General features: G+C 36.9%; 16 protein-coding genes. 15 read left to right on the forward strand and 1 reads right to left on the reverse strand.

The window, feature by feature from the left end; all coding sequences use genetic code 11:
- The first annotated feature begins 73 nt into the window (after nt 1-73).
- From fapR to rnc, 6 genes are all read left to right on the forward strand, one after another.
- Nucleotides 74-667, forward strand: coding sequence for a transcription factor FapR (gene fapR, locus AC3G7N_RS03555; RefSeq protein ID WP_489420763.1), 594 nt, complete (start codon nt 74-76; stop codon nt 665-667).
- Nucleotides 651-1,658, forward strand: coding sequence for a phosphate acyltransferase PlsX (plsX, locus tag AC3G7N_RS03560; protein WP_489420764.1), 1,008 nt, complete (start codon nt 651-653; stop codon nt 1,656-1,658). Before fapR ends, plsX begins: the two co-directional genes overlap by 17 nt.
- Entirely contained in the window at nt 1,655-2,596 is a 942-nt protein-coding gene (gene fabD / locus AC3G7N_RS03565; RefSeq protein WP_489420765.1) for an ACP S-malonyltransferase, read from the forward strand. Before plsX ends, fabD begins: the two co-directional genes overlap by 4 nt.
- Nucleotides 2,596-3,336 (forward strand): 3-oxoacyl-[acyl-carrier-protein] reductase, encoded by a 741-nt coding sequence (gene fabG, locus AC3G7N_RS03570; protein WP_489420766.1) that lies wholly within the window; start codon nt 2,596-2,598, stop codon nt 3,334-3,336. Before fabD ends, fabG begins: the two co-directional genes overlap by 1 nt.
- Nucleotides 3,337-3,641: 305 nt before the next feature.
- The gene (gene acpP / locus AC3G7N_RS03575; RefSeq protein WP_489420767.1) at nt 3,642-3,878 is read left to right on the forward strand and encodes an acyl carrier protein; all 237 of its coding nucleotides are present in this window, start codon (nt 3,642-3,644) and stop codon (nt 3,876-3,878) included.
- Nucleotides 3,879-3,947: 69 nt separating this feature from the next.
- On the forward strand, nt 3,948-4,631 hold the full coding sequence (rnc, locus tag AC3G7N_RS03580) for a ribonuclease III (protein WP_489420768.1): 684 nt from the start codon (nt 3,948-3,950) through the stop codon (nt 4,629-4,631).
- A gap of 134 nt (nt 4,632-4,765) precedes the next feature.
- Here rnc and AC3G7N_RS03585 read toward each other — a convergent pair whose 3' ends face one another.
- Nucleotides 4,766-4,990 (reverse strand): DUF1128 domain-containing protein, encoded by a 225-nt coding sequence (locus tag AC3G7N_RS03585; RefSeq protein ID WP_489420769.1) that lies wholly within the window; start codon nt 4,988-4,990, stop codon nt 4,766-4,768.
- A gap of 211 nt (nt 4,991-5,201) precedes the next feature.
- Between AC3G7N_RS03585 and smc the strand changes: the two genes are divergently transcribed.
- The 9 genes from smc to trmD all read left to right on the forward strand — a co-directional run bounded on the left by smc (nt 5,202) and on the right by trmD (nt 14,315).
- Nucleotides 5,202-8,768 carry a chromosome segregation protein SMC gene (smc, locus tag AC3G7N_RS03590; RefSeq protein ID WP_489420770.1) on the forward strand — a complete coding sequence of 1,189 codons (3,567 nt, stop codon included), beginning with the start codon at nt 5,202-5,204 and terminating at the stop codon, nt 8,766-8,768.
- Between the two features lie 291 nt (nt 8,769-9,059).
- Nucleotides 9,060-10,058 carry a signal recognition particle-docking protein FtsY gene (ftsY, locus tag AC3G7N_RS03595; RefSeq protein ID WP_489420771.1) on the forward strand — a complete coding sequence of 333 codons (999 nt, stop codon included), beginning with the start codon at nt 9,060-9,062 and terminating at the stop codon, nt 10,056-10,058.
- A gap of 86 nt (nt 10,059-10,144) precedes the next feature.
- Nucleotides 10,145-10,474, forward strand: coding sequence for a putative DNA-binding protein (locus AC3G7N_RS03600; protein ID WP_489420772.1), 330 nt, complete (start codon nt 10,145-10,147; stop codon nt 10,472-10,474).
- A 13-nt stretch (nt 10,475-10,487) separates the two neighbouring features.
- Nucleotides 10,488-11,837 (forward strand): signal recognition particle protein, encoded by a 1,350-nt coding sequence (ffh, locus tag AC3G7N_RS03605; protein WP_489420773.1) that lies wholly within the window; start codon nt 10,488-10,490, stop codon nt 11,835-11,837.
- A 227-nt stretch (nt 11,838-12,064) separates the two neighbouring features.
- Complete coding sequence (rpsP, locus tag AC3G7N_RS03610; protein WP_489420774.1) at nt 12,065-12,337, forward strand: 30S ribosomal protein S16; 273 nt, start codon at nt 12,065-12,067, stop codon at nt 12,335-12,337.
- Nucleotides 12,338-12,351: 14 nt separating this feature from the next.
- The gene (locus AC3G7N_RS03615; RefSeq protein WP_489420775.1) at nt 12,352-12,579 is read left to right on the forward strand and encodes a KH domain-containing protein; all 228 of its coding nucleotides are present in this window, start codon (nt 12,352-12,354) and stop codon (nt 12,577-12,579) included.
- Between the two features lie 82 nt (nt 12,580-12,661).
- Nucleotides 12,662-13,051, forward strand: coding sequence for a YlqD family protein (locus AC3G7N_RS03620; RefSeq protein WP_489420776.1), 390 nt, complete (start codon nt 12,662-12,664; stop codon nt 13,049-13,051).
- Nucleotides 13,052-13,062: 11 nt separating this feature from the next.
- The gene (gene rimM / locus AC3G7N_RS03625; protein WP_489420777.1) at nt 13,063-13,578 is read left to right on the forward strand and encodes a ribosome maturation factor RimM; all 516 of its coding nucleotides are present in this window, start codon (nt 13,063-13,065) and stop codon (nt 13,576-13,578) included.
- On the forward strand, nt 13,578-14,315 hold the full coding sequence (gene trmD, locus AC3G7N_RS03630) for a tRNA (guanosine(37)-N1)-methyltransferase TrmD (RefSeq protein ID WP_489420778.1): 738 nt from the start codon (nt 13,578-13,580) through the stop codon (nt 14,313-14,315). Before rimM ends, trmD begins: the two co-directional genes overlap by 1 nt.
- Nucleotides 14,316-14,320 lie beyond the last annotated feature (5 nt).

Below are 14,320 nucleotides of genomic sequence, written 5' to 3' on the forward strand. Positions count from 1 at the left end.
TATCCTATTATATATTACTATTAGTACCAAGTCATAAATTAATTAAACTGCCATAAAGTGGATGGTGTCATAAATGAAACGAACTAAATTAGAGAGACAAAGGTCTTTAATAGAAACAATTGAGGAAACTCCTTTTATTACAGACGAGGAGTTAGCACGAAAATTTGATGTTAGTATCCAAACTATTCGCTTAGATCGCATGGAACACGCAATTCCAGAATTACGTGAACGAATAAAGTCTGTTGCGACTAACCAATGGAATGAAACAGTAAAGGCTTTGCCGTTAGAAGAGGTAATTGGTGAGGTCATTGACCTTGATCTTGATAACCGTGCTATTTCAATCCTTAATATCGGCGCAGAACATGTTTTTTCTCGTAATAAAATAGCAAGGGGTCATCATTTATTTGCCCAAGCAAATTCGTTAGCTGTTGCTGTCATTAATGATGAATTTGCGTTAACTGCTAATACGGAAATATCTTTTACCAGGCAGGTTAAAGAAGGAGAACGTGTAGTAGCTAAAGCGTTCGTCGAAGGTGAAAGTGATAAAGGTTTTACGGTTGTTCGTGTCTGGAGCTATGTTGATCAAGAAGTAGTTTTTAAAGGATTATTTTATATGTATAGGTCAAACGACCAAAAAGGGGAACTTTCCAATGAAACTAGCCATTGATGCTATGGGTGGTGACCATGCCCCGAAAGAGATTGTATTGGGCGCAATGGACGCTATTGAAACTATCAGGGATTTAGAAATTGTTTTAGTAGGGGATCAAAAAAAAATTGATCTCTATTTAACTGAACAAACGAAGATAACCATTATTCACACAGATGAAGTAATAACCAGCGAAGAGGAACCTGTACGAGCAGTTCGTAAAAAGAAAGATGCCTCTATTGTATTAATGGCAAAGGAAGTTAAAGAAGGGCGTGCTGATGCTTGTATATCAGCAGGGAATACTGGTGCACTAATGGCAGCAGGGTTATTTGGTGTTGGTCGAATTGCAGGAATTGATCGACCAGCCTTGAGCCCCACATTACCTACAGTTGATGGCAAAGGATTTTTATTGCTTGATGTAGGTGCGAATGTTGATGCCAAAGCCCATCATCTTCTGCAATATGGAATTATGGGTTCTATTTATACAGAAAAAGTTCGAGGTATACGAAATCCGACTGTTGGGCTGATGAACGTAGGCACAGAGGATGGTAAAGGTAATGACTTAACAAAAAAGGCTTTTGCACTTTTGAAAGATGCACCCATTAATTTTGTGGGAAATGTAGAGGCTCGTGATCTTCTGATTGGGGCAGCTGATGTTGTAGTAACAGACGGGTTTACTGGTAACATAGCCTTGAAAACAATTGAAGGTACATCGCAAACCGTTTTCCAATTGCTAAAAGAAACATTTATGTCTTCCTTTAAAACAAAAATGGCTGCAGGCATGATAAAGGGAGATTTGAAAAGCTTAAAAGGAAAACTGGACTATAGTGAATATGGAGGGGCAGGGCTTTTTGGACTAGCTTCACCCGTTATTAAAGCGCACGGTTCCTCGAGTCGGAGGGCAATCCATAGTGCAATTAAACAAGCATGTCACATGGTTGAATTTAACGTTACAAAAACCATTGAAGACACGATATCGGAAATTGATACAGACAAGGGGGAAAAAGAATGAAACGAGTAGCATTTATGTTCCCAGGACAAGGGTCACAGGATATTGGCATGGGTAAAACATTTTATGACGCTTACCCTGAAATAAAAGAAATGTTCCAGGAAGCGGATGGCATACTAAATTTATCATTAACAGATATTATGTTTAATGGACCTAAAGAAACGTTAACAGCAACACAAAACGCACAACCTGCACTATTATTAACTAGTGTTGCGGTACACACACTTTTATTGAAATCTGAGGTTCAACCAGTTATGGCTGTAGGTCATAGTCTGGGAGAATATAGTGCCTTGGTTGCAGCAGGTGCAATCCCGCTTGAAGAAGCAGTCCAATTAGTTGCCACACGCGGCAAGCTAATGGAAGAAGCTTTTCCAGCTGGGAAAGGTGCAATGGCGGCAGTTTTAGGGTTGTCAGCGGATAAAGTAGAAGAAGTGTTAACTTCGATGGAATCAGAAGAGGTAGTTGACCTGGCGAACATTAACTGTCCAGGGCAAATTGTTATCTCTGGGACAAAAGAAGGTATTAATCAGGCTTCTGATGCTTTGAAGGAGAATGGAGCGAAACGCGTTTTACCATTGAATGTTAGTGGTCCATTTCATTCTAGATTAATGGAAGCAGCAAATGAAAAGTTTGCTGAAAAACTTGAAGCGGTTTCTATTACAGATGCAAACATTCCCGTCTATGCAAACGTTACAGCTACACCTGTAACAGAACATAATGAGATAAAGGAGCTATTAATTAAGCAACTCTATTCACCGGTACGATTTGAAGAATCAATCCGAAACATGATTGATGAAGGCGTAGACGCATTTGTTGAGGTGGGAAATGGAAAAGTTTTAAGTGGATTAGTCAAGAAAATTGATCGGAAGGTACCTACATTCGCTATTCAAGATCCAGAATCCATGGATGAATTTATTTCGTGGTACAAGGGGGATGCATAATGTTAAAAGGCAAAAGCGCTCTAGTTACAGGGGCCTCACGCGGTATCGGAAAAGCAATTGCACTTGAACTGGCTAAACAAGGTGCTAATGTTGCAGTAAATTATGCTGGTAGTGAAGCAAAGGCACAGGCAGTAGTGGAAGAAATTGAAAAAATTGGTGTAAAAGCTTTCAAAATTCAAGCAGATGTAGCAAACGAATCAAATGTAAAAGACATGATAAAAGAAGTCATAAGCGAGTTTGGGAGCCTTGATATTCTGGTTAACAATGCTGGAATCACCAAAGACAATTTGTTGATGCGTATGAAAGAGGAAGAATTTGATCAAGTTATAAACACAAATCTTAAAGGTGTGTTTGTGTGTACAAAAGCAGTTACACGTCAAATGATGAAGCAAAAAAGCGGGAAAATTGTTAATGTCTCCTCTATTGTTGGCGTAAGTGGTAATCCTGGACAAGCTAATTACGTAGCAGCTAAGGCTGGGGTAATTGGTTTGACAAAATCGACAGCGAAAGAACTTGCATCACGTAATATTCTTGTTAATGCAGTAGCGCCTGGATTTATCGCGACAGATATGACCGATGAGTTGACGGAAGAACAACGTGCAGGTATGCTTGCCATGATTCCATTAGGAAAACTAGGACAAGCGGAAGACGTAGCTAGAGTAGTACGTTTTCTAGCATCCGATGATTCCAACTACATTACTGGCCAAACCCTACACATAGACGGCGGAATGGTGATGTAGAAAGAAAAGCGGAGTGGTGTTCAGCGGTGAAATGCGTAAGTAAGAGACCTTAGAGCACATGCTCTTAGTGCTCGGAGTGTCTATTACTTACGACACGAACCGCTAGGCCTCGCAGCTAGACAGAAAGAAAAGCGGAGGCGACTGGTCAGGGGCGTACAAATAGATAGGAATGTGAAAGTAGGTGAACTGTCCGTACATTCATCAGGACTAACTATTTGCTAGCCACTAGGAGCCACAGCTAGACAAAAAGAAAAGTGCAGCGGGTTTGTTTGAAACAGTCTAACTTTGAAGGGAGGTGAATGATTGTGGCAGACGTATTTGATCGTGTAAAAGAACTTATCGTTGAACGTTTAGAAGTGGAAGAAACCAAAGTAACAATGGAGGCATCTTTTAAGGATGATTTAGATGCAGATTCACTTGATGTAGTTGAGTTAGTAATGGAACTTGAAGATGAATTCGATATGGAAATTGCTGATGAAGAAGCTGAAAAAATCAATACAGTTGGTGATGCTGTTAACTACATAAACAGTATTAAGTCCTAATAATTATAAAGAGAAAGTCTCGCTACATGCGAGACTTTCCGTATATTCAATAGAGGCAGGTGACATAAAATGAATAGTAAACAACTTGAAGAGAAACTTCATATTAGATTTAATGATCATAACTTATTAGAGCAGGCTTTTACACATTCATCGTATGTGAATGAGCATCAGGAAAAGGTATTTTCGGACAATGAACGATTAGAATTTTTGGGCGATGCAGTATTAGAACTTGGTGTATCTCAATATTTGTATCGAAATAATGAAAAGATGCCAGAAGGAGAAATGACAAAATTACGTGCAGCAATTGTATGTGAACCATCCTTGGAAAACTTTTCTCGTGATCTGGGCTTTGGAGAATATATTTTGCTTGGGCGAGGAGAAGAACAAACTGGTGGGCGAGATCGACCAGCTTTATTAGCGGATGTATTTGAGTCTTTTCTAGGGGCGCTTTACCTTGATCAGGGTTATGAGCAAGCTATAAGCTTTTTAAATGAATTTGTTTTTCCGAAAATTAGTACCGGTGCTTTTTCGCATGCGATGGATTATAAAAGTCAACTACAAGAGCTCGTACAACAGTATAAAAACCAAAATATCGAATACAAAATAGTTGATGAAAGAGGACCTTCACATAGCAAAGAGTTTGTTATAGAGGTTTATGTCAAAAATCAAAAAGCTGGTTCAGGTGTGGGACGCACAAAAAAAGAAGCGGAACAACGTGCAGCAAAGCATGCATTAGATACCTTCAATGATTAGTAGAAAATTATAATAGGGCTGTAATTCACGAAGTGAAATACAGCCTTATCTAAATAATTATTTTATCGTAGTTTAACAGGCAGAAAAACCTCATAGGAAAAGAGAGAGGCCTCTAACTTGAATAAAGTTTTAATTTATGCTTTCCTTACAGATCTTAATTCATCAATAAACGCTTGAGTTTCAGAGGCACTTAGACGACCTTTCTGTACTACCATATCATACATAAATTTTATGTCATCGTATTTATCCAAATCATAATCCTCATGATCCATTAAACTGCGATTGGCTACCTTTAAGCGGTCTGCTAATTCTTCTAACATAAATTTTAAGTTTTCTTCGGATGGATGTTCAAGATTCATTTTTACACCTCACAATTCACTTTATTTTTAAAAGGTAAGAAAAGAATAGTTATGTATATAGCGTATAACCTGCTACTCTCTTCTTTTGTTACTAAGTTTATGATAAAATAAATGCGGTAAAAAGCCAAATTTTATTACGAATTAGTAGTACCTTTCGTTAAGGCATTAACTATCGGTTATGTTTATCTTGGGTTTATTTAGGAGAATGTTTATGTATTTAAAACGATTAGAAAGTATAGGATTTAAATCTTTTGCAGAGCGTATACAGGTTGATTTTGTTCCAGGCGTCACTGCAGTCGTAGGCCCAAATGGAAGTGGAAAGAGTAATATAACCGATGCAATACGATGGGTGCTTGGTGAGCAATCTGCTAAATCACTTCGTGGATCCAAAATGGAAGATATTATTTTCCAAGGTAGTGATTCAAGAAAAGCGTTAAATGTGGCTGAAGTATCACTGGTTCTGGATAACAATGATCAAGCAGTACCACTTGATTATGAAGAAATTAGTATTACAAGACGTGTATATCGTTCTGGTGATAGTGAATTTTATATTAATAAACAATCCTGTAGATTAAAGGATATCATTGACTTATTTATGGATTCCGGACTTGGTCGAGAAGCTTTTTCCATTATTAGCCAAGGCAAAGTGGAGGAAATTTTAAGTTCAAAAGCAGAAGAACGCCGAACTATTTTTGAAGAAGCTGCGGGCGTTTTAAAATATAAACAGCGAAAAAAGAAAGCAGAGTATAAGTTAGCTGAAACACAAGAAAATTTAAATCGCGTTGAAGACATTATCCATGAAATCGAACAACAGCTTGGGCCACTGCAGGAACAAGCGGAGACAGCAAAGAAATACAATCGTTCAAGGGAGCACTTAAAACAACAAGAAATCTCATTAATGATTACTGAAATAGAGCAGTTACATAGTGACTGGCAACAGGTATTAGCAGAATTGGAAAAAGAAAAAATGAAAGAATTGGCAATAAAAACCGAGGTCCAGAAAAAAGAGGCTAATCTGGAAGAAGAACGCAACAAGATTAGTGTCTTAGATGAAGAAATAGAACAAATACAAGTGGAATTGCTAGCTATTACACAAAAACTAGAACAGTACGAGGGTAGAAAACATGTTTTAAAGGAAAGAATGAAGCATTTTGAAGAGAATAAAACAAAGTTGGAAACAGATAAGCAAGCATTGGAACAACGAATTAACCAATTAAAAAAAGAACTTCAAGAAGAAAAAGAAAAATATGAAACAGTAACGAATGAACGAAACACAATTAAGCAAAAAGTAAGTCGGTATGAAAAGCACTTAACGGTAGATAAAGAATCGATTGCGGATCAAATTGAAGAGCTAAAATCAGAGTACATTGAATATCTAAATAGCCGGGCAGCAAATCGAAATGAGCAACAATCAATAGAACAACAAATCAATCACCTAATAGTTAAAAAGCAAAAACAGGAAGATAAAAATAGTGACATCGTGAAATCCAGAGAAGCATTTGAGAAAGATAAATCAAGCATTGCTAATACACTTAACAAACTGAAAAAAAACTATTCAACAGACGAAAAGGAAATCAAAAAATTAAAAGATACACTTACCAAGGAAAAAAGTGATTATCAGGAACTTCAATTAAAATTAAATCAAGGATTTCAATACATAGAGAAAATGAAGTCCAGAAAAGAAATGCTTGAGGAAATGAAAGAGGATTTCCAAGGTTTTTTTCATGGAGTAAAAGCAGTTTTAAAAGCACGGGAAGAGAATAAATTAAGGAAGATTCATGGTGCGGTAATCGAACTTATTGATGTACCGAAAAACTATGTTAATGCTATCGAAACTGTATTAGGTGGGCAAGCACAGCATGTTGTTGTTGACGACGACCATGCAGCACGTGAAGCAATTAAGTGGTTGAAAGATACAAATAAGGGAAGAGCGACATTTTTACCATTAAAATCAATTCAACCCCGATTTATTTCCGAAAACGTATTGGCACAATTGAAAGATCAAGCTGGTTTTATTGGTCTAGCAGCTAATCTGGTGAAATGCAATTCTACTCATCAAAGGGCTATTGAACACTTAATGGGACATGTGATCATAGCGGAATCATTAAAAGAAGCCAATGAAATAGCTAAATTGGTCATGCGTAAGTTTCGAGTTGTTACACTTGATGGAGATGTAGTGAATCCTGGGGGCTCTATGTCAGGTGGGACAACAAAAAAAACAAATCAATCGTTATTTACACGTGACCAAGATCTGCAAGGGATTACGGAAAAGCTTGCAGAATTTCAACAAAGAACGGTGTTGTTTGAGAAAAAAGTTCAAGCAGCTAAAGAATCAATTGATCGTAAAGAAGAAAATTTAGAGCAAGTCCAGGAAAGGTTTACAGAAAGTTATCAAGCTTTACAAGATACGAAGGCAGCGTACAGTCAAGTAGAAATGCGTGTAGCTTCAGTAAATAATAATTTAGCCTTATATGATCAGGATAAGAAACAATTTGAAACAGAGGAAAATGAATTAACAGTCCGCCGTAAATTTTTATTGGAAGAGTTAACTGAAATCGAGGATAAAATAAAAAATATTCAGCAAAAGATTGATGAATTAGGTGAACAAGAAAGTAAATTAAAAGAAAATAAAGAGCAAATACAACATGATTTCCATCAAAATCAAATTCTCTTAGCAGAATTAGAGGAACGTGTGAAAAACCAACGCGATAAAACGAAAGCATTAACAGAAGAAATTGACGAAGAAAGTCAGCAGTTTGACGACCACAGGGATAAATTACAAGAATTAATAGACCTGAAAGAAAACGAGGTTACGGAAATTCAAGTTACCAATTATATTGCTAACTATCAAGCTGAAAAAGAAAAAATTACGAATGAGATACAGACGAAACGACAAAATCGTAGCAATCTAACGCAATTCGTTCAGGACGCGGAAAGAGAGCTAAAAGAAGAAAATAAAATTCACCAAGCGACAGGGAGACAGATTCAGGACAAAGAAGTTAAGTCAAATCGATTAGATGTAGAGTTAGAGAATCGATTAACACATTTGCAATCAGAATACATGCTGACTTATGAACGAGCAAAAGAATCCTATGCTAAAACCAATGATCTTATGAAAACAAAAACAAATGTTCAGCAAATTAAAAAATCGATAGAAGATCTAGGTACAGTTAATCTAGGTGCGATAGATGAGTATGATCGCATTATGGAACGTTTTACTTTTCTATCAGAACAAAAAGAAGACCTTGTACATGCAAAAGAAACGATGTTTTCGGCAATCGCTGAAATGGATGAAGAAATGCAGGTACGTTTTGAAACAACTTTCACTCAAATTAAAGATGAATTTGCGATCGTGTTTAAGGAATTATTTGGCGGTGGAAATGCGGAGCTAAAATTAACTGATCCTAAAAACATCCTTGAAACAGGTGTTGATATAATTGCACAACCACCAGGTAAAAAACTGCAGCATCTTGGACTGCTTTCTGGTGGAGAGCGGGCCCTGACTGCTATTGCTTTGTTATTTGCAATCTTGCGTGTTAGACCTGTTCCATTCTGTGTATTGGATGAGGTTGAGGCAGCACTAGACGATGCTAATGTGATGAGGTTTGCTAAATATGTCAAGATGTATAGCAAGGATACGCAATTTATCGTGATTACACATCGAAAAGGGACGATGGAGGAAGCGGATGTATTATATGGCGTCACTATGCAGGAATCAGGTGTTTCCAGGCTAGTTTCCGTGCGGTTAGAGGATACAAAAGAATTAGTGAATTTTTAAAAGGATGTTCAAAAAGTCACCAAATGATAAACGGCGAATTTCTTCGTTCCTTGAAAAAGAAGAACACTTTTTCTGCTTGCGAAGTAATCCTTCGGATAATTCTAGTGCTCAGTTTTTCCGGTCCCCACGTATTAAAAGCATAGAGGAACTTCTACTAAAATCGTTCACGTCCTGTGGACAACTTAGAAGTCAGCACACGCGTAAGTCCGGTCATCAAAATCTTCGCGCCTTGAACTTCTTGTTTCTAATTAGCCGACTTTTTGAACACGTATACTTTAAGGAGGAATTTTAATGGGTTTCATGGATAAATTAAAAAATAAATTTAAGCAAAATGATGAAGAAGAAATCTCTACTAAATATAAAGAGGGTATGACCAAAACGAGGAATTCTTTCTCGGGAAAAATTAATGATTTGATTGCCAAATATCGAAAAGTAGACGAGGATTTCTTTGAAGAGCTAGAAGAGGTTTTAATAACTGCCGATGTTGGTGTTATGACAGTCATGGACTTAATTGATGAATTGAAAATGGAAGTGAAGCGACGTAATATTAAGGATACAAAAGATGTTAAAGATGTTATTTCGGAAAAACTGGTAGAAATATATTATGGTGACGATAACGAAAGTATGGAAGAGTTAAATCTTCAACCAAATGATTTAACGGTCATATTAGTTGTTGGTGTAAACGGTGTAGGTAAAACAACATCCATTGGAAAGCTCGCACATCAGTTGAAATCTGATGGAAAAAAAGTAGTATTAGCAGCTGGGGATACGTTTCGGGCAGGAGCTATCGAACAGCTTGAAGTCTGGGGTGAGCGTGCAGATGTGGATATTATTAAACAAGGTGCTGGTAGTGACCCTGCGGCTGTTATTTTTGACGGAATTAAAGCTGCAAAAACGCGAAATGCAGATGTGTTAATTTGTGATACAGCAGGACGTTTGCAAAATAAAGTAAATCTAATGAACGAACTGTCAAAGGTAAAACGCGTTATAGAACGAGAAGTACCAAATGCACCACACGAGGTGTTGTTAGTCCTAGACGCAACTACTGGTCAAAATGCAATGAGCCAAGCTAAGACATTTTTGGAAGCAACAAATGTTTCAGGAATCGTGTTAACCAAGCTTGATGGGACTGCTAAAGGTGGAATAGTCCTAGCTATTCGCAATGAGTTACATATCCCAGTAAAATATGTTGGATTAGGGGAAAAAATAACAGACCTGCAAAAGTTTAACGCACAAGCCTTTGTATTTGGTTTATTTGCTGATATGCTAGATGATGACAAGGAGTACTAGTTGTTGTCGAGCTTTTCATAGTTGACAGGTAAAAACAATGTTCGTTATTATTGTAAAGAACTTTCACTTAACAAGGGGTGTTTGGAATGCTAGAAAAAACTACACGCGTTAATTATTTGTTTGATTTTTACCAAGCATTACTAACACCTAAACAACGCAATTATATGGAAATGTATTATCTAGAAGATTATTCGCTTGGTGAAATTTCCGAACTGTGCGAGGTTTCAAGACAAGCAGTATACGATAATATTAAACGCACAGAACTGATGCTTGAATCATATGAGAAAAAGCTTTATTTATATGATAAATTTAAATCTCGAATGGAACTTTTGGATCAAATTGAAAAGGATATTGCAAAAAATACAGTAACAAATGAAACAAAAAGCATGTTCATTAAATTAAAAGAAATAGATTAGGGGGACACCTTCTATGGCATTTGAGGGACTTTCCGACCGTTTACAAAGTACAATTAAAAAAATAACCGGTAAAGGTAAAGTATCTGAACAAGATGTAAAAGAAATGACAAGAGAGGTCCGACTTGCACTTCTTGAAGCTGATGTAAACTTTAAGGTTGTAAAGGGACTAATAAGTCGAATAAAAGAACGTGCAACTGGTCAAGAGGTTATGGAAAGCTTAACACCTGGACAGCAAGTTATAAAAGTTGTAAAAGATGAACTGTCTGAGTTAATGGGCGGGGAACAAAGTAAAATAGCTGTCGCAGATAAATCACCAACTGTCATTATGATGGTGGGCTTGCAGGGTGCTGGTAAGACAACAACAACCGGTAAACTAGCAAATTTCCTTCGAAAGAAACATAATCGCGCACCGCTGTTAGTTGCTTGTGATATTTATCGTCCAGCAGCAATTAAGCAACTCGAAACACTTGGAGAACAATTGACTATGCCCGTCTTTTCAATGGGAACTGAAGTGAAGCCGGTTGATATTGCTACTAAAGCAATTGAACAGGCAAAAGCGGAACATAATGATTATGTCATTATTGATACAGCAGGTCGGTTGCATGTTGATAACGATTTAATGGATGAATTACAGGATATAAAAGCTAGCGTGAATCCAGATGAAATTTTCTTAGTTGTCGATTCAATGACTGGTCAAGATGCTGTAAATGTAGCAGAGAGCTTTAACGAGCAACTTGATATAACCGGTGTCGTCCTGACAAAACTTGACGGGGATACACGTGGTGGTGCAGCTCTATCTATTAAAGCTGTAACAGATAAACCAATTAAATTTGCAGGGATGGGTGAAAAGCTAGATGAGCTGGAAGCATTTCACCCAGAGCGAATGGCATCCCGAATTCTCGGTATGGGCGATGTTCTGACGTTAATTGAGAAAGCACAAACGAATGTTGATGAAAAACAAGCGAAGGCCTTAGAAGAAAAAATGCGAACAATGTCATTTACTTTTGATGACTTTTTAGAACAAATGAGTCAAGTGAAAAATATGGGACCACTGGATGATCTCATGGCAATGATTCCAGGTGCAGGTAAAATGAAAGGCTTAAAGAATGCACAATTAGATGAGAAGCAATTGGTACATGTAGAAGCCATCATTCAATCTATGACCAAGCAAGAAAGACAAGAACCAAGTCTTATGAATGCTAGTCGCAAAAAACGAATCGCAGCTGGATCTGGTACATCTGTTTCACAAGTCAATCGATTATTAAAACAATTTGATGAAATGAAAAAAATGATGAAACAAATGACCAACATGCAAAAAGGCAAAAAAGGAAAGGGAGCTGGGATGAAGTTTCCATTCATGTAATGCTCAAAAGCGTAAGCATCCTGGGAAGTTCGACTATTGTCGAACTGTTATCGCTTGGAAGGGCAACAGGTAATGGGTTTTGAAGCTGAACGTGGCTGTTTCTGCAAAACAATTTTTTTATTCCAACATAGTTATTTTTTGTTGTAATGGAAAAACACTTTACAGACAAAGAAATATCTGATAGAATCTAAAATTGTGTAAAACATTTTTATTGGAGGTGCAAGAACATGGCTGTTAAAATTCGTTTAAAGCGTATGGGATCAAAAAGAAATCCGTTTTATCGTGTGGTTGTAGCTGATTCACGTTTTCCTCGTGACGGACGCTCAATCGAACAAATTGGAACATATAACCCAGTTGTTAACCCAGTTGAGGTTAAGATAGATGAAGAAAAGGCATTAGACTGGATGTCAAAAGGTGCAAAACCAAGTGATACAGTTCGCAATCTTTTCTCAAAAGAAGGCATCATGAAAAAATTCCACGACTCTAAAAATCAAAAGTAAAGTAGTGTGATATCATGAAAGCCTTAATTGAATCCATTGTTACACCACTTGTTGATTTTCCAGAAGATATCGTTGTAACAGAAACAGAGGAAGAATCAAAAATCATATACCATCTAACTGTTAATCAAGATGATGTTGGTAAAGTTATTGGCAAGAATGGACGTATTGCAAAAGCTATCCGTACTGTTGTATACGCAGCTAAGTCGGACGCAAACAAACGTATATATTTGGATATCATGTAAAGAGGGAAGGGGCATACCTTTCCCTTTTTACGCATTATTTTTTATAATTCTCCTATCTAGTTGAAGAGGGTGTGATTTATGTATGAAAATAATGAAAAAGGTACTGGTCAAACAAGTAATTACAGAAAAAAGTAAAGATGCGTTAAGACAAAACTTCGCAAATCATAAAATGCGACTTGAACAAGAGTGTCAACAATTGTTGTTTGAACAAAGAAAGTCACAGAATAAATCAGGAGTATCGAAGCAAGAGGTCTACCAACGTTTTCAGCAGGAAATAAAAAATCGTAAGGAAAAAATGAAACTAGTTGATTTTAAACTAGAACAATTGGATATGTTAGAGCTTGGCAGCGAAATCACGGAAAAAGAAGTTGAAGCTCTTGTTGAGGTTAAGGTTGGATCGCATTGGGATCAAATTATGGAAGAAACAGCTATTGTTATAAAAGACGATGTTGTCATCCGAATCGATGAATAGCAGGTGATGGAATGAATGAAAAAATGTTTAATGTAGGTAAAATTGTAAACACCCATGGAATACGCGGGGAAGTAAAGGTATTACGAATCAGCGATTTTGAAGAACGTTTTTCAGTTGGTGAGGTACTTTACTTGGTCCAAGATAAAGAAAACCCCATTCAGCTAACAATTGAAGCTCATCGTACACACAAGAACTTCGATCTAATTCAATTCAAGGGGTTTGGTAACATCAATGATATAGAACATTTCAAAGGTTCTTATTTACAAATATCCGAGAATCAACTAACTGACTTAGATGAAAATGAATATTATTATCATGAGATAATAGGTTGTGAAGTTTATTCAAACAATGAAAAAATGTTAGGAACGATCAAAGAAATTTTATCACCGGGTGCGAATGACGTCTGGGTAGTGAAGCAACCTAAAGGAAAAGATTTATTAATTCCTTATATTGAGGATATCGTAGCATCAATTGATATTGATGCAAAAAAAGTAGTCATTGTACCAATGGAAGGGCTGCTTGACTAATGCATATTGACATATTAACATTATTTCCAGAAATGATAGAGGGAGTATTTAATTCCTCTATTTTAAAAAAGGCTCAGGACAAAAATAAGTTCAGTTACAATCTAGTGAATTTTCGTGATTACTCAGTTAATAAACACAAAAAAGTAGATGACTACCCTTATGGTGGAGGGGCTGGGATGGTATTAACTCCTCAGCCTATTTTTGATGCGATAGAAACGGTTACCAAGGATAGGTCGTCCAAAACTCGTGTTATTCTTATGTGTCCACAAGGTGAACCGTACAATCAAAAAAAAGCCGAGGAATTAGCAAAAGAAGAAAATCTAGTATTCATTTGTGGTCATTATGAAGGGTATGATGAACGTATTCGGAAACATTTGGTCACTGATGAGATATCAATTGGGGATTACGTTCTTACAGGTGGTGAGCTTGGTGCGATGGCTGTTATCGATAGTGTAGTACGTTTATTACCAGATGTATTAGGTAATGAAGAATCCGCGCCAGAAGATTCTTTTACCACTGGGCTATTAGAGCATCCTCATTATACCAGACCAGCCGATTTTCGTGGTATGAAGGTGCCAGATATACTATTATCGGGGGACCATGCTAAAATTAGTAACTGGAGAAAAAAAGAATCATTGAAACGGACATATGATCGACGACGAGAATTGATCAATTCACGTACATTATCAGATGAAGATAATAAGTTACTTGATAACATAATTAAAAGTGATGAATAGTAATT

It is taken from the genome of Virgibacillus carmonensis, from assembly GCF_057836705.1.